The organism is Streptomyces sp. VRA16 Mangrove soil, assembly GCF_017377775.1.
Taxonomy (GTDB): domain Bacteria; phylum Actinomycetota; class Actinomycetes; order Streptomycetales; family Streptomycetaceae; genus Streptomyces.
The window spans coordinates 312,981-332,544 of sequence record NZ_JAFVLN010000008.1; the positions used below are offsets into that span (position 1 = coordinate 312,981).

Annotated in this window: 16 protein-coding genes; 11 read left to right on the plus strand and 5 right to left on the minus strand. The window is 72.7% G+C overall.

From position 1 onward, the window contains the following. Window positions 1–156 precede the first annotated feature (156 nt). Together J3486_RS23305 and J3486_RS23310 are read left to right on the plus strand one after the other, a co-directional pair. Entirely contained in the window at window positions 157–1,206 is a 1,050-nt protein-coding gene (locus tag J3486_RS23305) for a LacI family DNA-binding transcriptional regulator (protein WP_207823319.1), read from the plus strand. 577 nt (window positions 1,207–1,783) lie between these two features. Next, entirely contained in the window at window positions 1,784–2,494 is a 711-nt protein-coding gene (locus tag J3486_RS23310; RefSeq protein ID WP_374194757.1) for a cyclopropane-fatty-acyl-phospholipid synthase family protein, read from the plus strand. 13 nt (window positions 2,495–2,507) lie between these two features. Here J3486_RS23310 and J3486_RS23315 read toward each other — a convergent pair whose 3' ends face one another. Next, the gene (locus J3486_RS23315) at window positions 2,508–3,443 is read right to left on the minus strand and encodes an ornithine cyclodeaminase family protein (RefSeq protein ID WP_207823323.1); all 936 of its coding nucleotides are present in this window, start codon (window positions 3,441–3,443) and stop codon (window positions 2,508–2,510) included. A gap of 75 nt (window positions 3,444–3,518) precedes the next feature. Here J3486_RS23315 and J3486_RS23320 point away from each other — a divergent pair, with 75 nt between their 5' ends. The 5 genes from J3486_RS23320 (at window position 3,519) to J3486_RS23340 (ending at window position 8,230) form a co-directional block, all read left to right on the plus strand. Beyond that, window positions 3,519–4,340 carry an inositol monophosphatase family protein gene (locus J3486_RS23320; protein ID WP_207823325.1) on the plus strand — a complete coding sequence of 274 codons (822 nt, stop codon included), beginning with the start codon at window positions 3,519–3,521 and terminating at the stop codon, window positions 4,338–4,340. A gap of 69 nt (window positions 4,341–4,409) precedes the next feature. Then, entirely contained in the window at window positions 4,410–4,973 is a 564-nt protein-coding gene (locus tag J3486_RS23325; protein ID WP_207823327.1) for a helix-turn-helix transcriptional regulator, read from the plus strand. A 20-nt stretch (window positions 4,974–4,993) separates the two neighbouring features. After that, a complete protein-coding gene (locus tag J3486_RS23330) occupies window positions 4,994–6,220 on the plus strand; it encodes an MFS transporter (RefSeq protein WP_207823329.1) in 1,227 nt (408 codons plus the stop codon). 232 nt (window positions 6,221–6,452) lie between these two features. Next, window positions 6,453–7,409 carry a helix-turn-helix domain-containing GNAT family N-acetyltransferase gene (locus tag J3486_RS23335; protein WP_207823574.1) on the plus strand — a complete coding sequence of 319 codons (957 nt, stop codon included), beginning with the start codon at window positions 6,453–6,455 and terminating at the stop codon, window positions 7,407–7,409. Window positions 7,410–7,426: 17 nt separating this feature from the next. Continuing rightward, window positions 7,427–8,230 (plus strand): sugar phosphate isomerase/epimerase, encoded by an 804-nt coding sequence (locus tag J3486_RS23340; protein ID WP_207823331.1) that lies wholly within the window; start codon window positions 7,427–7,429, stop codon window positions 8,228–8,230. On the opposite strand, the gene J3486_RS23345 is transcribed toward J3486_RS23340, so the two are convergent. Beyond that, window positions 8,214–9,131, minus strand: coding sequence for an EamA family transporter (locus J3486_RS23345; protein WP_207823333.1), 918 nt, complete (start codon window positions 9,129–9,131; stop codon window positions 8,214–8,216). The two genes, J3486_RS23340 and J3486_RS23345, sit on opposite strands and share 17 nt — an antisense overlap. A gap of 100 nt (window positions 9,132–9,231) precedes the next feature. Here J3486_RS23345 and J3486_RS23350 point away from each other — a divergent pair, with 100 nt between their 5' ends. From J3486_RS23350 to J3486_RS23360, 3 genes are all read left to right on the plus strand, one after another. Further along, the gene (locus J3486_RS23350) at window positions 9,232–10,140 is read left to right on the plus strand and encodes a LysR family transcriptional regulator (protein ID WP_207823335.1); all 909 of its coding nucleotides are present in this window, start codon (window positions 9,232–9,234) and stop codon (window positions 10,138–10,140) included. A 494-nt stretch (window positions 10,141–10,634) separates the two neighbouring features. After that, a complete protein-coding gene (locus J3486_RS23355) occupies window positions 10,635–12,440 on the plus strand; it encodes a glycoside hydrolase family 3 protein (protein ID WP_207823337.1) in 1,806 nt (601 codons plus the stop codon). Window positions 12,441–12,566: 126 nt separating this feature from the next. Continuing rightward, window positions 12,567–13,190 (plus strand): hypothetical protein, encoded by a 624-nt coding sequence (locus J3486_RS23360; protein ID WP_207823339.1) that lies wholly within the window; start codon window positions 12,567–12,569, stop codon window positions 13,188–13,190. A 7-nt stretch (window positions 13,191–13,197) separates the two neighbouring features. On the opposite strand, the gene J3486_RS23365 is transcribed toward J3486_RS23360, so the two are convergent. Next, the gene (locus tag J3486_RS23365) at window positions 13,198–14,595 is read right to left on the minus strand and encodes a S28 family serine protease (RefSeq protein ID WP_207823341.1); all 1,398 of its coding nucleotides are present in this window, start codon (window positions 14,593–14,595) and stop codon (window positions 13,198–13,200) included. Between the two features lie 90 nt (window positions 14,596–14,685). Next, entirely contained in the window at window positions 14,686–15,108 is a 423-nt protein-coding gene (locus J3486_RS23370; RefSeq protein ID WP_374194758.1) for a hypothetical protein, read from the minus strand. Between the two features lie 177 nt (window positions 15,109–15,285). Here J3486_RS23370 and J3486_RS23375 point away from each other — a divergent pair, with 177 nt between their 5' ends. After that, window positions 15,286–15,771, plus strand: coding sequence for a hypothetical protein (locus J3486_RS23375; RefSeq protein WP_207823343.1), 486 nt, complete (start codon window positions 15,286–15,288; stop codon window positions 15,769–15,771). On the opposite strand, the gene J3486_RS23380 is transcribed toward J3486_RS23375, so the two are convergent. After that, window positions 15,755–19,525: an ABC transporter ATP-binding protein gene (locus tag J3486_RS23380; RefSeq protein ID WP_207823345.1), complete on the minus strand. Its 3,771-nt coding sequence runs from the start codon at window positions 19,523–19,525 to the stop codon at window positions 15,755–15,757. The genes J3486_RS23375 and J3486_RS23380 overlap by 17 nt on opposite strands. Window positions 19,526–19,564 lie beyond the last annotated feature (39 nt).

Sequence of the window (19,564 nt, forward strand, 5' to 3'; positions counted from 1 at the left end):
GCAAGCGCTTTCTACCTGAGAAGAAGCTAGCCTCTGCACAGCCGCTCGGACAAGAGCGGATCCCGGGCGGATCCCGGGCCGAGACCAGTCAGACAGCAGCCGGGCGGCACTCGCACAGCAGCCGGCCGGCCACCGGACCCAGCGGAGGACGACTCGATGACCGTGACCTTGGCGGACGTGGCAGCCCGCGCGCAGGTGTCCCCCGCCACCGTCTCGCGCGTCCTGAACGGCAACTACCCCGTCGCCGCCGCCACCCGCGAGCGGGTGCTCAAGGCCGTGGACGAGCTGGACTACGTGCTCAACGGCCCGGCGAGCGCGCTCGCGGCGTCCACATCGGACCTGGTCGGGGTGCTGGTCAACGACATCGCCGACCCGTTCTTCGGGATCATGGCGTCCGCCGTGCAGTCGGAGATCGTCGGACCCGGTGGGCGCGCGGGCGGGGAGCGGCTCGCGGTGGTGTGCAACACGGGTGGTTCACCGGAGCGCGAGCTGACGTATCTGACGCTGCTTCAGCGGCAGCGGGCGGCGGCCGTGGTGCTCACGGGTGGGGCGATCGAGGACGAGGCCCATGTCGCCGCCGTAGCAGGGAAGTTGCGGCGGTTGTCGGAGGCGGGGACGCGGGTGGTGCTGTGCGGGCGGCCGCCGGTGCCGGACACGGACGCGGTGGCTCTGACGTTCGACAACCGTGGCGGAGGGCGGGAGTTGACGGAGCATCTGCTCGGGCTCGGGCACCGGCGGATCGGGTATGTGGCGGGGCCGGAGGAGCGTACGACGACGCGTGACCGGCTTGAGGGACACCGGGAGGCGTTGACCGCGGCGGGGGTGACGGACTCGGACGGGCTTGTGGTGCACGGACCCTACGACCGTGAGGCCGGGTATGCCGCGACGGTCGAACTTCTGCGCAGGGATCCGGAGTTGACCGCTGTGGTCGCCGCCAATGACACGGTGGCGCTGGGGGCGTGTGCGGCGTTGCGCGAGGCGGGGCTGCGGATTCCCGAGGACGTCTCGGTGGCGGGGTTCGATGATCTGCCGTTCAGTGTGGATGCGGTGCCGGCGTTGACGACGGTGCGGTTGCCGTTGGCGGAGGCGGCGGCTCGGGCGGGGCGGATCGCCATGGGGCGGGAGGCTGCGCCGGCGGGTGGGGTTGATGTGGTGGGTGGGGAGTTGATGGTGCGGGGGTCCACGGGGGTGCCTCGGGGGGTTTGAGTTGGGCCCTGCCTGGGGGCGGGGTTGTGTGTGAACCCCGCCGTGGGCGCGGGGCTGTGTCGATGTGCGGCTCCGCCGCGCGGGCGCTACCAGCCCCCACCGGAGCTGTACTCGGCGATGGCGGGGGCGGGACCGGGCTGGAGGCCGGTCGGAGCGCTCGCCCCGCGCCGGGGTGCCTCCCCCAGACTCCGTCCGGGGGGACCCCCGGCCCACCCTGCCGCCCATGGCGGCAGATTGCCCAAGGCGGCGGGGGCACGCGGCGGGTTGCCTGAGGCGGCGTGGGACGGTGGGCGGCTGCCCAAGGCGGCGGGGTGGGACGGCGGCGGCAGATTACCCAAGGCGGGGACGACCGGCGGCGGGTTGCCTAAGGCGGGGTGGGACGGCCGCAGATTGCCCAGGCGGGGTGGGACGGCGGCGGGTTGCCTGAGGTGGCGCGGTGCGGGGCGGGTTGCCCGCGGCTTCGGGTGGATAAAGGCGTGCTCGGGGTGGGCATGTGCACGTAGCGTTTCGCCTCATGACTGCTGCTGACACATCAGACCTTCCTCCTCGCCTCACCCGCCTCACCTTTCACGGACCGATGTCCGAGGCCCGGGTCGAGCGGATGATCGGGCGGCTGGCCGGGCCGTCCCCCGTCACGGTCGTGGACATCGGCTGCGGATGGGGCGAGATGATGCTGCGGATGCTCGACGCCGTGCCCGGGGCCACGGCGCGCGGCATCGACATCAACGCCGAGGACCTGGCCAGGGGCCGGGCCGACGCCGAGGCGCGCGGCCTCGCCGGTCGCGCGGAGTTCGTCGAGATGGACGCCAAGAAGGCGGCGGACACCCCGGCCGACGTCGTGCTGTGTCTGGGCTCCAGCCAGGCCCTCATCGAGGAGGACACCACCGAGCCCGTCGTCGACGCGCTGCGCGCCCTGCGCAGGATGGTCAATCCGGGCGGCCGTGTGCTACTCGGCGAGGGCTACTTCGAGCGGCCCCCGACGGACGAGGAGCTGGCCGTGATGTGGCCGGGCGCCTCCCGCGACGACCACACCGACCTGGCCACCCTCGTGGACCTGGCGGTCGAGGCCGGGTTCCGGCCCGTCTGGATCGAGACGGCGAGCCAGGAGGAGTGGGAGGAGTTCGAGTCCGGCTACCAGTCCGACACGGAGGAGTGGCTGGCGAACCACCCCGGCCACCCGCTCGCCGAGCAGACCCGCGAGCGCCTCGACAAGCACCGCACCAGCTGGCTGCGCGGCTATCGGAACGTGCTCGGGATCGCCTATCTGACGCTGGTGCCGGTGGCCTGACGGGCGGCGCGCGTCACCCCAGCAGATTCACCTCTCCCCCGAGCCCGCGCCGCTCCGCCTCCTCGTACGCCTGCCACGCCAGGGCCAGGTCCTGCCAGGGCAGTCCCACCGGGGCGTAGACGGTACGGGCGCCGGGGGCGGCGGGCGCGGTTCCGGCCTTCAGCGCTTCCCCCAGGGTCGGGGCAGCACCGGCGCGGTTCAAGGACCCCAACACCCCTGATACCGAAGCCAGTTCGCGGTCGTCGACGAACAGGCGTGCCGCCTCCAGCAGATCGGGCGCCAGTTCCAGTTTCCCCGGCTCGTCCGCGCCCAGCGTCGTGAAGTGCTGCCCGGGACGGCTGTCCGCGAGGCCGAGCAGCGGGGTGCGGGACCAGGTGGCGAGCAGGACGATGTCGGCGGCTTCGGCGATCGCCGCGGGGCTGGACAGCGTACGGGCGTCGTGGCGGGCGGCGAACTCCCGGGCCCGGGACGGCGCCACGTCGTGCACCCAGACGTCGCCGGTCTGCCGCAGCGCCTTGAGCCCGCGCAGCATCAGCTCGGCCTGCGCGCCCGCCCCGATCACACCGACCGTCGTCGCGTCCGGGCGGGCCAGGACGTGTGTACCGAGCGCGGCGGCGAGCCCGGTGCGCCAGGCGGTCACCGTCGCCGAGTCGAGCAGGGCGAGGAGTTCCCCGTCGGTGCCGCTGTGCAGACAGACGACGCCGCGCAGGGCGGGCGCGGCGCCGGGGAACTTGGCGTTGACCTTGACGGTGTAGGCCGGGACGCCGGGCAGGACGCCCGGGATCAGGGCGGTCGCGGTGCCGGGGAAGGGGAGTTCGGCGACGACCCGGTGGGCCGGGGTGGCGCCTTCGCCGTCGGCGGTGGCCCGGAAACCGGCGGCGAGCACGTCGACGCAGGCGGCCGGTTCCAGGAGCGTGAGCAGGTCGGTGCGGGTGAGGACACGGGTCACCGGGCGATCATCTCAGCCGGGCGCGGACGGCACGGGGCCGGAACTGCGCATCCCCCTGCCGATTACCCTCCCTCCATGGTGATCAGCGATGTCTCCGTTTCCGACGACCCTGGGCTCGCCCTGACCGCCGCCCTCGCGGGCGCCCGCGTCATCCGTTCCCTGTACGGGGACGACCTGCCCCGGTTCGACAAGGGCGGCGGTGACTTCGCGACAGCCGCCGATCTCGCGGCCGAGGAGGCGATCCTCGGCGTGCTGCGGGCGGCGCGGCCGCAGGACGCCGTGACGGGTGAGGAGAGCGGGGCGAGCGGCGACGCGGGGGCAGCACGGCGGTGGCTGGTCGATCCGCTCTGCGGGACGTTGAACTACGCCGTGCGGAACATGCTCGTGGGCGTGAACGTCGCCCTGAGCGAGGGCGGGACGATCACGGCCGCCGCCACCGCGGACCCGTTCTCCGGGGAGGTGTTCTGGACGGACGGGAAGCGTTCGGCAGTCCGGTGCGAGGAGCAGGGCCAGGCACGGGACACCCCTCTGGTCCCCTCCGCGCTCTCACGGCTCGTCGACATCAACCTCGACGCCCCCGACCCGTATGCGCCCGACTTCCGGGCCGCGCGCCTCATCGCCGACCCGGGGTTCGCCGTGCGGTTCCGGCCGCGGGTCGTCTCCACGACGCTGGCGGTGGCCTGGGTCGCGGCGGGGCGCAGGGCCGCGTACGTCACCGACGGCGATCTGCGCGACAGTGTGCACTTCGCCGCCGGGATCGCCCTGTGCCGGGACGCCGGGTGCGTGGTGAGCGGGATCGAGGGACAGCCCCTGCACACCGGGGCGGGCGGCCTGATCGTGGCGGCCGACGCGGAGACGCATGGAGCGCTGGTGGAGCTCGTCCGGCGACAGGGGTAGCGAGCGCGACGAGCGCGGATGTCCGCCCGACTATTGAGAATATTTCTTTGCATAGCTATCTTCTCATTCATGACCGAACCTTCGACTCCCCGTGTCCTGACGGACGTAGAAGCCCTGAAGGCCCTCGCGCACCCGCTGCGCCAGCGGCTGCTGACCCGGTTGCAGCGGCAGGGGGCGGCGACCAGCGCCGAGCTGGCCGTGGAGTTCGGGGAGGACCGCGGCGGCACCAGCTATCACCTGCGGCAGCTCGCGCGGTTCGGGTTCATCGAGGAGGACACCGAGCGGTCCGCCGGGCGGCGCAAGTACTGGCGGGCCGTGCCGCAGGACGTGCGGTTGCCGCGGCGCGCCCCCGCCGGGTCCGAGGCCGGGGTGGCCGCCGCGGAGATCGGGCGGCAGTGGCAGCAGCGGGCCGAGGCCGATCTGGCCGAGTTCGCCGGGGACCGGGAGGCGTACGGGGCGTTCGGCGAAGCCGCTCTGCACTCCTACGGCGGGACGCATCTGACCGCCGAGGAGCTGAGCCGGTTCGGCGAGGAGTACGTCGCGCTGCTGTCGAAGTGGCACCGGAGGGCGGACGACGCGCCGCCCGGCGCCCGGCACGTCAGTGTCGTCTTCCACGCGTTCCCGACGCCGTGAGCGCGGTGGAGGCCACCGGGGTGCGCCCTCAACCCCTGTGGCGCAACCGGCAGTTCACGGCCCTGTGGGGCGGGCAGGTCGTCTCGGCGCTGGGGTCGACGGGCAGTCAGACCGCGATGCCGCTGCTCGTGCTCGCGTCGGGCGGTTCGGCCGCCGACGCCGGGTTCGTGGCGGCCGCGGGGTCGCTGCCGCACCTCGTCGCCCAGCTGCCGGCGGGTTCCCTGGTGGACCGGTGGAACCGGCGGCGGGTGCTCATACTGAGCGAGGCGGCGGCGGGGCTCGCGCTCGCCACCGTGCCGTTCGCGATATGGGCGGGCGTCGTCACCGTCTGGCACCTGGCCGTCGTCGCGTTCGCGCAGGGGCTCGGGTTCGTCTTCTTCGGGCTCGCCGAGCACGCCGCGCTCCCGCACATCGTCCCCGCCTCCCAGTTGCCCACCGCCGTCGCTCGCAACGAGGCCCGCAACCGCGGCGCCGCCCTGGCCGGACGGCCGCTCGGCGGAGCGCTCTTCGGGATCGCGTCCGCCGTCCCGTTCCTGGTCGACGTCGTCTCGTACGCGATCGCTTCGGCGGGCCTGCTGCTGTTGCGCGGTGAGCTCAAGGGGGCGACGGACAAGGAACCGGCGCCGCTGTGGCGGGCCACCACCGAGGGGCTGCGCTGGGTCTGGCGGCACCCCCTGATCCGGGCGGCCGTCCTGCTCGTCGCCGCCAGCAACCTCGTCTTCCAGGCCGTCGGGCTCGTCATCGTCGTACGGGCGCAGCAGCACGGCGCATCCTCCGCCGCGATCGGCACCATGCTCGGCGTCTACAGCACCGGCGGGCTGCTCGGCGCGTTCGCCGCGGCGCGGCTGCACCGGCACTTCACGCCCAAGTCCGTGATCATCGGGGTCAATTGGGTGTGGGCGGGGCTGCTGCCGCTGTTCCTGCTGACCACCGATCCGCTCGTCACGGGGCTCATCGGCGCGGCCACGTCGTTCGTGGGACCGCTGTGGAACGTCGTCATCGGCAGCTACATGGCCCTGCTCGTCCCGGACGAACTGCGCGCCCGGGTGAGCAGCGCCGGGATGACCCTGTCCTGGGGCGTCATGCCGGTCGCCGCGCTCGGCGCGGGCTGGCTGCTGACGTCCGTGGGGCCGCAGCGCACCCTCGCCGTGCTGGCCGCGATCACCTTCGCGACCGCGGTGGCGGCGGCCGTGAGCCCCGCGGTGCGCAGGGCCCCGACGCTCACCACGGACGCGTACGAGGCGTGAGGGTCATCCGGTCCCGGAACGGGCGGGCGGTTTCCCTCGCGCCCCGGGGTGTCCGATGCGGCGTGGACGGTCCGATGCCCCGCACGATCACACGGACTTGAACCGGCCGTGCACCGCCGCACCGTTCCATGGACGGGCCCCGGGGCCTGTCGTACGCTGGGCGCACGTCGAACCTCTGACTGAGTCAACTGTCCGCGCCTCAGAGCGACTTCGAGGTGACCGCGAGGTGACCATGACCGTGCACGAGATCCGGTCCTTCAACCGCTTCTACACGAACGTCATCGGCGCGCTCGACTACAGCCGCCATCTGTACGCCCCGTACACGCTCACCGAGTCCCGCGTCCTGTACGAGCTGGCGCACCCGGCCAGGGGGGAGCACGTCGACGCCGCCGACCTGCGCACGCGGCTCTCGCTGGACGCCGGGTACCTGAGCCGCATCCTCGGCAAGTTCGAGCGGGAGGGGCTGGTCGAGCGCGGATCGTCCGACAAGGACTCCCGGCGCCGCCGCATCACCCTCACGGCGCGCGGCCGGGGCGCCGCCGAGCTGCTCGACGAGCGCTCGCGGGAGGCGGTCGGCACCCTGCTCGCGACCGTGCCGCCCGCCGACCGCGAACGCCTGGGCGCCGCCCTGCGCACCGTACGCGAGGTGCTGGGCGACGGCCGCGCCGCCGCGCACCCGGGCCCCGGCCCCGACGACGTGCTGCTGCGCGAGCCCGGCCCCGGCGACCTCGGCTGGATCGTCGCGCGCAACGCCGCGGTGTACGCGGCCGAGTTCGGCTGGAACACCGACTACGAGGGCCTGGTGGCCCGGATCGTCGCCGACTTCGCCCAGGACCACGACCCGCACCTGGAGCGGGTGTGGATCGCCGAGCTGGACGGCCGCCCCGTGGGCTGCGTGATGTGCGTACGGGACGAGGCGCCCGGCACGGCCCGGCTCCGCCTGCTCCTGGTCGAGCCGGAGGCGCGCGGCCTGGGCATCGGCGACCGGCTGGTGCGCGCGGTCATCGACTTCGCGCGCGGTGTCGGCTACCGCGAGCTGGTGCTGTGGACGAACGACGTCCTGAAGTCGGCCCGCTCGATCTACCAGCGCCACGGCTTCGTCCTCGTCGGCGAGACCCCGCACCGCTCCTTCGGCGCGGATCTGATCGGGCAGGACTGGAAGACGACCCTCCATAGGGCGGCGGAGTGACGGGTAGGGTCCGCAGCATGAAGCTGGCGTTCTCCACCCTCGGTGTCCCTGGCCTTCCCCTCGACGAGGTCCTGCGTCTCGCGACGACGCACGGCTACCACGGCGTCGAACTGCGCGCGCACCCGGAGGAACCGGTCCATCCGGGCATCACCCCGGCCGAACGGGCCGACGCCGCCGCGCAGTTCAAGGAGGCGGGCGTGGAGATCCTGGGAGTCGCCGGGTACGCGCGCGTGGCCGCACCCGCCGCCGACGACGGTCCGGTGCTCGCGCAGGTCCGCGAACTGGTCGATCTGGCGCGGGACTTGGGAGCGCCGTACGTCCGCGTCTTCCCCGGCGGCGGTGACGAGCAGAGCGCCGAGGAGGCCGACGCCACGGCCGCCCGCCGGCTCGGGGTCGCCGCCGAGTACGCGGCCGACCGCGGCGTCCGCGTTCTGCTGGAGACCCACGACTCGCACCGCACCGGCGCCGCCGCCTCCCGCGTCGTGGGCCCCGTCGGGCACCGCAACGTGGGCGTCCTGTGGGACGTCATGCACACCTGGCTCGGCGGCGAGCAGCCCACGGCCTCGTACGCGACCCTCTCCCCCTACCTCGGATACGTCCAGGTCAAGGACATCGCGGGGCCCGACGACACGACGCCGCTGGCGCTCGGCGCGGGGGTGCTGCCGCTCGCCGAGTGTGTGGAGGTGCTCAGCCGGGAGGGCTGGGACGGGTGGTTGTGCTGGGAGTACGAGGCGCGGTGGTATCCGTCCGCCGCACCGCTGCCGGAGCTGCTGGGCGCGGGGCGGGAGTTGCTGGGCAGGCTGCTCAACGAGTCGGCGTGAGTCCGGGGGCCGGGGCCGTGTCGGCCGGCGCGGTCCCGCGCCCCTTCAGGGCCCCTCCGAACGACGTCAGCCCCACCCCCGCCACCAGCAGCGCCGCCGCGCACCACCGCAGGCCGCTCACCGGCTCGCCCAGGAACAGGGCAGCCGAGGACATCCCGAACACCGGGACCAGGAGCGAGTACGGGGCGACCGTCGAGGCGTCGTAGTGGTTCAGGAGGCGGCTCCAGGCGCTGAAGCCGAACAGGGTCGTGACGAGGGCCACGTAGACGATCGCGCCCGCGCCGGGCAGGTCCAGGGAGGCCAGGGCGCGGGCGTCCGTCGACGGGCCCTCGAAGAGCAGGGAGAGCACGAGGAGCGGGACCACCGGGACCGCGCTCGACCAGACCATGAAGTTGAACGGCGCCGCCGGTGACGCCTTGCGGGTCAGGACGTTCGAGACGCCCCAGAACGCGGCCGCCACCAGTACCAGCGCGAACGCGCCGAGCGGCCCCGAGCCGCCCTCGTCGACCGCCGCGACCCCGATGCCCGCGAGCGCGACGCCCATGCCGAGCACGCGCACCGGGCCCGGCCGCTCCCCCAGGAACGCGAACGCGATCAGCGCCGTGAACACCGCCTGCACCTGGAGCACCAGGGACGAGAGCCCGGCGGGCATCCCCGCGTTCATCCCGATGAAGAGCAGGCCGAACTTGCCGACGCCGAGCGCCAGGCCCACCCCCACGATCCAGCGCCACGGCACGCACGGCCGCCCGACCAGGAACACCGCGGGCACCGCCGCCAGCAGGAAGCGCAGGGCGCAGAAGAGCAGCGGCGGGAAGTGGGCGAGGCCGATGTCGATGACGACGAAGTTCACGCCCCACAGGGCGGCGACGAGGACGGCGAGGCCGGTGTGCGCGGGTTTCATGCGTCGAGCATCACGCCCCGGACCATGTAGCACCAGCGAAGATTGCTGCATGGTTGGATGAAGCAACGCTAACCAGAGACCGCCGACGAGAGGGCCGGGGATGTTGGATCTTCAGCGGCTGCGCGCCCTGCACGCCGTCTCCGTGCACGGCACCGTGGGCGCCGCCGCGGCCGCGCTCGGCTACACGCCGTCCGCCGTGTCGCAGCAGATCGCCAAGTTGGAGCGGGAGACCAGGACCGTACTCCTCGAACGGGAGGGGCGCGGGGTCAGACTCACCGAGGAGGCCCGCCAACTCGCCTCGGCCGCCCAGGAGTTGCTGACCGTCATGGAGCGTGCCGAGACCGAGCTCGAACAGCGGCGCGGGGTGCCCGCGGGGCGGCTGACCATCGCCGCGTTCGCCTCCGCGGCGCGCGGTCTGCTGCCCGGCGCGCTCGCCGCCCTCGCGGAGCGGCACCCGGCCCTCGACACCCGGCTCACCGAGGTCGACCCGCATCTGTCGGTCGACCTCGTGGCGAAGGGCGCCGTCGATCTCGTCGTCGCCCACGACTGGGACATCGCGCCGCTGCCGGCTCCCGCCGGGGTCGAACAGGCCGTCATCGGGGACGACCTGTGCGATCTGCTGGTCCCGGCCGGGCATCCGCTGGCCGGGCGGGAGGGGGTGCGGCGCGAGGAGCTCGGCTCGGAGCGGTGGGTGTCGCAGCCGCCGGGGCGGGTGTGCCACGACTGGCTCGTGCGGACGATGCGGGCGGCCGGGTTCGAGCCGGACATCGCGCATCAGGCCGACGAGAACCCGACGCTGGTGGCGCTGGTCGCGGCCGGCCTCGGGGTGGCGGTGATCCCCCGGCTCGGGCGGGGGCCCCTGCCGGACGGGGTGGCGGCGGTGGGACTCGATCCGATGCCGCGGCGGCGGCTCTACGCGCTGTGGCGGGGCGGGACGTCTCGGCGGCCTGCGATCGTCGCGGCTGTTCAGGCGCTGCGCGATCAGGGGCGCGTCTGCCTGGTGCGGTGAGTTCGCCGGGTGCGGGTCCGGTGGGGCTGGTCGCGCCCCGCGGCGGAGCCGCTGATGGACATCGCCCCGCGCCCCTGAAGGCATGCGCTGCGCACAGCCTTCCCGATCCGCGCCCGGCCAACCCCACCCACCACCCCACCCTCTCCCCGTCACCTCCACACCAACTTCCCGGAACCTTCAAAAACCGGGAACCCATGGCGAGGCCCGCCCGTCCAAAGGACACGCTGTCGGTGAGTCTCCGCAGTGCGGTGTCGGCCTCGCTGCTGGCTGCGAACGCTGACCACCCTCTCCGCCGCATGCGGCCGGCAGCATGCCGTCACCGGCGCGCCCCCCTCCAACAGCGCCGGTGACGGCCCCTCAGGTCGCGATCACTCTCGCCAACTCCCTTGACCGGCAGAAACTTTCGCCATATTCATAACGCGCGGAAGTTTCCTTCAACGTGCCCGCACGCCGCATGCCCGTGCCCCGCCGCCCTCCCTCCGGAAGGAGCGCAAGTGCACCACCTCTCCAGACGTACGCTGCTCGCCGCCGCCACCGCTGGTGTCGCCGCCACCGCCCTGAGCACCGCACCCGCCCGGGCCGCCGCCCAGCCCTCGGACCAGGCGCTGAAGAAGATCATCTCCGGGATGTCCCTGGAGGAGAAGGTCGGCCAGCTCTTCGTGATGCGGGTGTACGGCCACTCGGCCACCGCCCCGGACCAGGCCGACATCGACGCCAACCTCAAAGAGATCGGCGTCCGCACCGCGGCCGAGATGATCGACAAGTACAAGCTCGGCGGCATCATCTACTTCGCGTGGGCGCACAACGTCCGCGACCCGCACCAGATAGCCGACCTCAGCAACGGGATACAGCAGGCGGGCAGCCGGCAGCCGTCCCGGATACCGCTGTTGATCGCGACCGACCAGGAGCACGGGATCGTCTGCCGGGTCGGCAAGCCCGCCACTCTCTTCCCCGGCGCGATGGCCCTCGGCGCGGGCGGCTCGCACTCCGACGCCCGCAAGGCGGGGCAGATCGCCGGCGCCGAGCTGCGCGCCATCGGCATCGTCCAGGACTACGCGCCGGACGCCGACGTGAACGTCAACCCGGCCAACCCCGTCATCGGTGTCCGCTCCTTCGGGGCCGACCCGCAGGCCGTCGCCGGGATGGTCGCCGCCCAGGTCAAGGGCTACCAGTCGGCCGGGATCGCCTCAACGGCCAAGCACTTCCCGGGACATGGCGACACCGCGACCGACTCCCACACGGGCCTGCCGGTCATCACGCACACGCGCGAGCAGTGGGAGCAGCTCGACAAGCCGTCGTTCCAGGCCGCGATCGCCGCCGGGATCGACTCGATCATGACGGCCCACATCGTCGTACCGGCCCTGGACCCGGCCGAGGACCCGGCGACGCTCTCGCACCCCATCCTCACCGGCATCCTGCGCGAACAGCTCGGCTACGACGGCGTCGTGATCACCGACTCGCTCGGCATGGAGGGCGTCCGGACGAAGTACGGCGACGAGCGCGTCCCCGTCCTCGCGCTCAAGGCGGGTGTCGACCAGCTCCTCAACCCGCCCACCCTGGACGTCTCGTGGAACGCGCTGCTCAACGCCGTACGCAGCGGTGAGGTGACCGAGGCGCGGCTGGACGAGTCGATCCTGCGCATCCTGCGGCTCAAGGCGAAGCTGGGGCTCTTCAAGGACCCGTACGTCACGCACCGCGGCGTCGACCGGACCGTCGGCACCCCCGGGCACCTGGCGGCGGCCGACCGGATCGCCGAGCGCACCACGACGCTCCTGGTGAACAAGGACGGGCTGCTGCCGCTGAGCCGCCGCACCCACAAGAACGTCCTCGTGCTCGGCGCGAACCCGGCCTCGCCCTCGCTCAGCGACGGCCCACCGACCACCGTGCTCGGCGCCGCCCTCACCGAACTCGGCTTCTCCGCCACGGTACTGGCCACCGGCACGGCACCGACCCAGGCCGTCATCGACCAGGCGGTCGCCGCCGCCGCGGGCCAGGACGCCGTCCTCATCGGCACGTACAACGTGGCGGCGGGCAGCGCCCAGCAGAAGCTGGTCAACGCGGTCGCCGCGACCGGCGTTCCGGTCGTCACCCTGTCGATGCGCAACCCGTACGACGTCGCCCAGCTCTCCGCGTCCGACGCCCACGTGGCGGCGTACTCGTGGATCGACGTCGAACTGCGCGCCGCGGTCCGGGTGCTGGCCGGTGCGGCCGAGCCGCGGGGCAAGCTGCCGGTGGCGGTGCAGAAGGCGGACGACCCGACACAGGTGCTGTATCCGATCGGGTACGGCCTGCGGTACTGATTCGGTCGTAGGGGGCGTACGCCGCATCGCTCGCGCACTCCCCCCAACTGACGCAAAGCCCCCTGCACATCTGGCGTGCGCCCGCCCCGGCGGGTCACGCTGGATGGGCATATCGGGGGGATTGCCATGCATGCACGGATGGTCGGTGCGGTGTGCGCGGCGCTGTTGCTTGCGCTCGCGCTGACCGGATGTCAGGCGCTGTCGGGCTCGTCCGGCGGGTCCTCGCGGGCGGCGTCCGCGAGCCCCTCGCACACGCCGTCCGGGTACGGGGCGGTCTTCCTCGCGGTGGACGAGTGCAGTTCACGGGGGCGGACCTCGTTCACCGAGGTGCCGTGCCGCAGCGAGAGCGCCGTCGCACGGGTCGTCGCGCGCTACGAGGGCAGTTCGACGGACGGCCCGGCCTGCCCGGCCCGCACCGACTTCGTGCTGCACATCAGCGAGAACCGCCCGGCGACGGACGAGAACGGCGACGGGACGGTGTCCCAGGGCTACGCCTGCATGCGCAATCTGGAGCCCCCGCACCCCGGCGACCCGGGCGGCGGCGGCGGTCCGCGCACCATCGTCGGCGACTGCGTGTACGCGGCGGGCAAGGGCCAGGTCCGCGAGACGGCCTGCGACGGCTCGGGCGAGCGGGCGCCGCAGTACCGGGTGCGCAAGGCGGTGAAGGCCCGCTCCGGATGCCCGTCGGCCACGGCGCTCTACGTGTCCCTGGGCGGGCCGGCGCCGGTGGGCTGCGCGGTGAAGCTGTAGCCCCGGGTCACGGACGGAGCTTCAGCGCGTGCGCCGTGTCCGGACGGTCGAGCTTCGCGTCGTAGGACGCCTGCGCCGTCGCGCCGGACAGACCCGCCCAGGCGAGGATCCGCTCGGTGGCGAGCGCCTTGTCGTCGGCGTTCAGCGCGGCGACGTTGGCACCGTGGTTGGCGTGCGGCGCGGTCATCACGTACGCGTCGCGGGCGCCGGCCCCGAGGCGGAAGCGCTCGGCGCCCCACGGGTCGTCGGCGCCGTACACGTACAGCATGCGCGTGGCGTGCTGCCGCACCCAGGTGTCGACGTCGCGCATCGCCCAGGGCTGGAACGTCATGGGGATGGAGCGCGGCACGAAGTTGCGCGGCGGCTGGTAGCCGTAGCGCGACAGGTCACCGAGCCAGGGCTGCTCGATGTCGGGCGAGCCGAGCTGGGTGCCCGCCTGGTAGTAGTACGGCGTGTACCGCTCCAGGCCCTGATCGGCGTAGGAGGACCAGCCGCCGATCTCGTCGACGTAGTCGAAGAGCGCCTGGTCGCTCACCGTGGCCGCGTCCGGGACGTCGGCGCACGCGGACTCCGGCTGGTACTGCCAGAAGCCCCACACGAGGTCGAGCACGGTCGCCTCGTACGCCTTGTCCAGCGAACCGACCGTGTTGACGGTGTAGTCGTTGGCGGCCAGGTACTCCTGGTACTTCTTCTCCAGCGCGTCCCTGCGCACCAGCGTCTCGCGCTGCACCTTCTGCAGGGCGATCCGGCAGTCCTTCGGGCCGACGGTGGCGAGGAAGCGGTCGTGCGCGGAGTCCTCCTTGTCGACGACGTCGTTCGGGGCGACGTAGGCGACGACGCCGTCCATGTCCCGCGGGTAGAAGCGCTCGTAGTACGTGGCGGTCATGCCGCCCTTCGAGCCGCCGGTGGTCAGCCAGTTCCGGCCGTAGATCGGCTTGAGCGCCTGGTAGATGCGGTGCTGGTCGCCGGCCGCCTGCCAGATGTCGAGCTTGGACCAGTCGGCGGGCTGCGGCCGCGACGGGGTGAAGAAGCGGTACTCGACGGAGACCTGGTTGCCGTCCACGATCCGGGTCGGCTCGCTGCGCGACGGGTTCGTGGAGACGTTGTAGCCGCTGGTGAACATGACCGTCGGGCGGCTGACGTCCTTGTGCAGCACGGTGATGCGCTGCTGGAACGTGCCCTGGGACGGGTGCCGGTGGTCGATCGGCTGGGTGTAGTTCAGGACGAAGTAGCGGTAGCCGCTGTAGGGCTTCTCCTCGATCAGGCTCATGCCGGGTACGGCGAGGAGCCGGTCCTTGATGTCGGTACTGGTGGTGTCGGCGGCGGTGGCCGTGGCCGGAGCGGCGACCGCCACCGTGCCTATCAGCACCACGAGCGACAGCAGCCATCGGAGCGTTCTGCGCATGCACCCTCCCCTGGAGACACACGAAATGACACAGGCGCCCCGGAAACTATCGGAGCAACGCGTGTACCACCAGAGGGACTTGGTGTCCGCTCAGCACAAGATCCAGCCGGAGCTGACCGATCGCGAGCCGACTTTCCCGGTCACCCGGACGCAGCGGTGTCCGGCGTGCACGGTGACCGGTCCCGCGTGGTGGGTGTAGCGGCCCTCGTCGACGACGGGGCGGTTGCCGCGGGCCTGGACGCCGACCGACATGTACTGGCGGGCGCCGCCGCGCTTGGGGTAGGTGACGGCGCAGACATAGCTGCGGCTCTTGTAGACGACCGTCCTGCCGGTCGCGAAGGTGAGGGTGCGGACCTTGTGGCCGCCGCAGAGCGCGGCCGCCTGGGCGCTGCCCACGGCCGGGCCGCCGATGACGAGCAGCCCCGTGCCGAGCAGCGCGGTCACGGCCAGCACGAACCGTCGGCGCGGCCCGCGTCGTATGCCGGCGCCCGCCTCACCGTCTCTTCGCACCACAGCCCCCTCCCGTCACCTCAGCATCAGCGTACTGATGAACGGACGCGACACGCGGCCCGCACGGTTGCGCGATACCGGTGCCGATACCGCATTCTTTGCCATGTTTGGGACAACCCTGGCTGCCCACCCGACGTCCAACACGGCAGACAGGACAGAACGCGAAAGGCGGGTCCCGTCATGAGGCACACCCAGCACGCCAAGTACCTTCTCGCCGCCGGCCTGCTCATCGCCGCCGTCGCCGTTCCCACCGCCGCCGCCGCGCCCACCGCCCCCGCCGGGAACAGCCCCTCGGGCGCACCCTCGCGCAGTGGCGACCCGGACGCGGTCTACGACCGGGTGGCGCACTTCTACGGCGCGTACATCGACGTCGCCCACGACAGCGGGGACAACGCCCTGGCCGGGCGGCTGCGGACGTTCTATCTGACCTCCGCGCTCCGCTCGCGCCTGCTGACCTGGGAGAAGCGGCACGAGGCGGACGGCGTGCTGCGCGCGCAGAACGTGCCGAACGCCTGGAAGGTGACGGCGGGCGACAGCGGCATGGGCAGGACGCGCTCGACGGTGCGCCTGACCTGGGGCACCGGCAAGCACGCCACGTACACCTACCTGACGGTGTACTCGGACCTGGCGACCAAGAAGATCACCGACATCACGTCGAAGTACTGACCGACGGACCGACACCGGCCGACTCGTCCTCCCCGATGAAGGTCCGCCACAGCGCGGCGTAATGGCCACCCCGTCGCAGCAGTTCGTCGTGCGTCCCGTCCTCCGCGACCCGGCCGTGATCCATCACGATCACCCGGTCCGCGCGGGCCGCCGTCGTCAGGCGGTGGGCGACGACCAGGGTCGTGCGCTTGCCCGCGAGGCGGTCGGTGGCCTGGTTGACCTGGGCCTCCGTGGCGAGGTCGAGGGCGGCCGTGGCCTCGTCGAGGAGCAGGATGTCGGGGTCGACGAGTTCGGCGCGGGCCAGGGCGATCAGCTGGCGCTGGCCCGCGGAGAGGTTGCGGCCGCGCTCGGCGACCTCGTGGAGGTAGCCGCCGTCGAGCGTCGCGATCATCTCGTGCGCGCCGACCGCGCGGGCCGCCGCCTCCACCTCGGCGTCGGTGGCGTCCGGGCGGCCGTAGGCGATGGCGTCGCGGATCGTGCCGGGGAACAGGTACGCCTCCTGCGGGACGACGCCGAGCCGGTGCCGGTAGGCGGTCATGTCGAGGTCGCGCAGATCGGTGCCGTCGACGGTGACCCGGCCGCCGGTCGGGTCGTAGAACCGGGCGACCAGCTTGACCAGCGTCGACTTGCCCGCGCCCGTCTCACCGACGAACGCGACGGTCTGCCCCGCGGGGATGTGCAGCCGTACGTCGTTCAGGGCCGCCTCCCCCGCGTCCGCGGCGCCGTACGCGAAGTCGACGTCCTCGAAGGCGAGCTCGCCGCGCAGCGAGAGCACGTCCAGCGGCTCGGCGGCGCCCTTCGTCGAGGTCGGCTCGCGCAGGAGTTCCTGGATGCGGCCGAGCGAGACGGTGGCCTGCTGGTAGCCGTCGAAGACCTGGGACAGCTGCTGCACCGGCGCGAAGAACAGGTCGATGTAGAGGAGGTACGCGACCAGGGCGCCCGTCGTCAGCGTGCCCGCCTCCACCCGGTGCGCGCCCACCATCAGCACGGACGCGGCGGCCACCGCCGACAGCAGCTGCACGAACGGGAAGTACACGGAGATCAGCCACTGGCCGCGGATCCGGGCGGCCCGGTAGCTCTCGCTGCCCGCCGCGAACCGCTCGCCGCCGTCCTTCTCGCGCCGGAACGCCTGCACGATGCGCAGCCCGGCGACGGTCTCCTGGAGGTCGGCGTTGACGACGGAGACCCGCTCGCGCGCCAGCTCGTACGCCTTGACGCTGGAGCGGCGGAAGAAGAACGTGCCGACGATCAGCGGCGGCAGCGTCGCGAAGACGACGAGCGCGAGCTGGACGTCGATGACGAGCAGCGCGCCCATGATGCCGAAGAAGGTGACGACGGAGACGAACGCGGTGACCAGGCCCGTCTGCAGGAACGTCGACAGCGCGTCGACGTCCGTCGTCATCCGGGTCATGATCCGGCCGGTCAGCTCGCGCTCGTAGTAGTCGAGGCCGAGCCGCTGCAGCTGGGCGAAGATCTTCAGGCGCAGCGAGTACAGGACGCGCTCGCCGGTGCGGCCGGTCATCCGGGTCTCGCCGATCTGCGCGACCCACTGGACCAGGACGGCGACCAGCGCGAGCAGTGACGCCGCCCAGACGGCGCCGAGCGCCATCTGGGTGACGCCCTTGTCGATGCCGTGCCGGATGAGGACCGGCAGGAGCAGGCCCACTCCGGCGTCGACGGCGACCAGCGCGAGGCTGATCAGCAGCGCCCCGCCGAAGCCGCGCAGCAGCCTGCGCAGCCCGTACGAGTCCTCGGCGCGGACGGCCTGCGTCTCGTCGATGTCGGGGGTGTCGGTGGCGGGCGGCAGCGCGTCGACCTGGGCGAGGAGTTCGGGGGTCGCGGGCATCCCGGACAGCGCTGGATCTTTTGCGTTCTTCGGCTCGCGGTCGCCGGTCCACAGCCTGGGGGTGACGCCCCGCTCGGCGTCGAACTCGGCGTCGAGCTCGTCCCGTACGGAGGTGTCCTCGGCCGGGGCCGTCGGCAGGGCGTGTCCCGGGGAGACCCCGCCCAGCTCGTCCGGGTCGGTCAGCAGCCGCCGGTAGAGCGGGGAGGACTTCTCCAGCTCCTCGTGCGTGCCGATGGCGGCGAGCCTGCCGCCGTCCAGGACGGCGATGCGGTCGGCGAGGTTCAGGGTGGAGCGGCGATGCGCGATGAGCAGGGTGGTGCGGCCCGCCATGACCTGCTTGAGCGCCTCGTGGATCTCGTGCTCGACCCGCGCGTCCACGGCGGACGTGGCGTCGTCGAGGACGAGCAGGCGCGGGTCGGTGAGGATGGCGCGGGCGAGCGCGACGCGCTGGCGCTGGCCGCCGGAGAGGGTGAGCCCGTGCTCGCCGACCTTGGTGGCGTACCCCTCGGGCAGCTCGGCGATGAACCGGTCGGCCTGCGCGGCGCGCGCGGCGGCGTCGATCTGCTCGTCGGTGGCGTCCGGGACGCCGTACGCGATGTTGGCGCGCACGGTGTCGGAGAAGAGGAACGAGTCCTCCGGTACGAGTCCGATCGCGGCCCGCAGCGAGGAGAGGCTCAGCTCGCGCACATCGTGGCCGCCGATGAGGACGGCGCCGCGCGTGACGTCGTAGAAGCGCGGCAGCAGCAGCGAGACGGTGGACTTGCCGGAGCCGGAGGAGCCGACGACGGCGAGGGTCTCACCGGCGCGGATCTCGAAGGAGAGGCCGTCGAGGACGGGGCGGTCGCCGCCCGCGTACTCGAAGGCGACGTCGTCGAACTCGACGGTCGCGGGCGCGTCGGCGGGCAGGTCCTTGGTGCCGTCGGTCAGGGACGGCTCGGTGTCGATCAGTTCCAGGACGCGCTCGACACCGGCCCGCGCCTGCTGGCCGACGGTCAGCACCATGGCGAGCATCCGCACCGGGCCGACGAGCTGCGCGAGGTAGGAGGAGAAGGCGACGAAGGTACCCAGGGTGATCTGGCCCTTCACCGCGAGCCAGCCGCCGAGGGCGAGCATCGCGACCTGGCCGAGCGCCGGGACGGCCTGGAGCGCGGGGGTGAACCTGGAGTTCAGCCGGATCGTGCGCAGCCGTCCCGCGTACAGCCGGCGCCCGACCTCCCTGAGCTTCCCGGTCTCCTGGTCCTCCTGCCCGAAGCCCTTCACGACGCGGACGCCGCTGACGGCCCCGTCGACGACCCCCGCCACGGCGGCGGCCTGCGCCTGCGCGTACCAGGTGGCCGGGTGCAGCCGGGAGCGGCTGCGCTTGGCGATGACCCACAGGGCCGGGGCGACGGCCAGTGCGACCAGGGTCAGCGGCAGCGAGAGCCACGCCATGATCACCAGGGATATGAGGAAGAGCAGCAGGTTCCCGATGGTCATCGGGAGCATGAAGAGCAGGCCCTGGATGAGCTGGAGGTCGCTGGTGGCGCGGCCGACGACCTGCCCGGTGGACAGCTCGTCCTGGCGGCGGCCGTCGAGCCGGGTGATCGTCCCGTACATCTCCGTGCGCAGATCGTGCTGCACGTCGAGGGCGAGCCGTCCGCCGTAGTAGCGGCGTATGTAGGTGAGCACGTACACGACGACGGCCGCGGCGATGAGCGCACCCGCCCACGGGCCCATGGACTTCGAGTGGTCCCCGATGACGTCGTCGATGATCACCTTGGTGATCAGCGGGACCAGCGCCATGACGGCCATGCCGCCGAGCGAGGCCCCGAGCGCGAGCACGACGTCCTTGGGGTACCGCCACGCGTACCCCGCGAGCCTGCGCGCCCAGCCCCGTTTCTCCGCCACGCCCGTGCCTCTCCTCGCCATGAACCTGTGACCTGCCGAAGGGCCAACACGGGCGGGGGC

Bases quoted from the DNA above. Each gene is read 5' to 3' on its own strand.
- J3486_RS23310 (WP_374194757.1), top strand. From the start codon at position 1,784: ATGTCCGAGGCCCGGGTCGAGCGGATGATCGGGCGGCTGGCCGGGCCG.
- J3486_RS23320 (WP_207823325.1), top strand. From the start codon at position 3,519: ATGGTGATCAGCGATGTCTCCGTTTCCGACGACCCTGGGCTCGCCCTG.
- J3486_RS23335 (WP_207823574.1), top strand. From the start codon at position 6,453: ATGACCGTGCACGAGATCCGGTCCTTCAACCGCTTCTACACGAACGTC.
- J3486_RS23345 (WP_207823333.1), bottom strand. From the start codon at position 9,131: ATGAAACCCGCGCACACCGGCCTCGCCGTCCTCGTCGCCGCCCTGTGG.
- J3486_RS23325 (WP_207823327.1), top strand. From the start codon at position 4,410: ATGACCGAACCTTCGACTCCCCGTGTCCTGACGGACGTAGAAGCCCTG.
- J3486_RS23340 (WP_207823331.1), top strand. From the start codon at position 7,427: ATGAAGCTGGCGTTCTCCACCCTCGGTGTCCCTGGCCTTCCCCTCGAC.
- J3486_RS23380 (WP_207823345.1), bottom strand. From the start codon at position 19,525: ATGGCGAGGAGAGGCACGGGCGTGGCGGAGAAACGGGGCTGGGCGCGC.
- J3486_RS23350 (WP_207823335.1), top strand. From the start codon at position 9,232: ATGTTGGATCTTCAGCGGCTGCGCGCCCTGCACGCCGTCTCCGTGCAC.
- J3486_RS23365 (WP_207823341.1), bottom strand. From the start codon at position 14,595: ATGCGCAGAACGCTCCGATGGCTGCTGTCGCTCGTGGTGCTGATAGGC.
- J3486_RS23375 (WP_207823343.1), top strand. From the start codon at position 15,286: ATGAGGCACACCCAGCACGCCAAGTACCTTCTCGCCGCCGGCCTGCTC.
- J3486_RS23305 (WP_207823319.1), top strand. From the start codon at position 157: ATGACCGTGACCTTGGCGGACGTGGCAGCCCGCGCGCAGGTGTCCCCC.
- J3486_RS23360 (WP_207823339.1), top strand. From the start codon at position 12,567: ATGCATGCACGGATGGTCGGTGCGGTGTGCGCGGCGCTGTTGCTTGCG.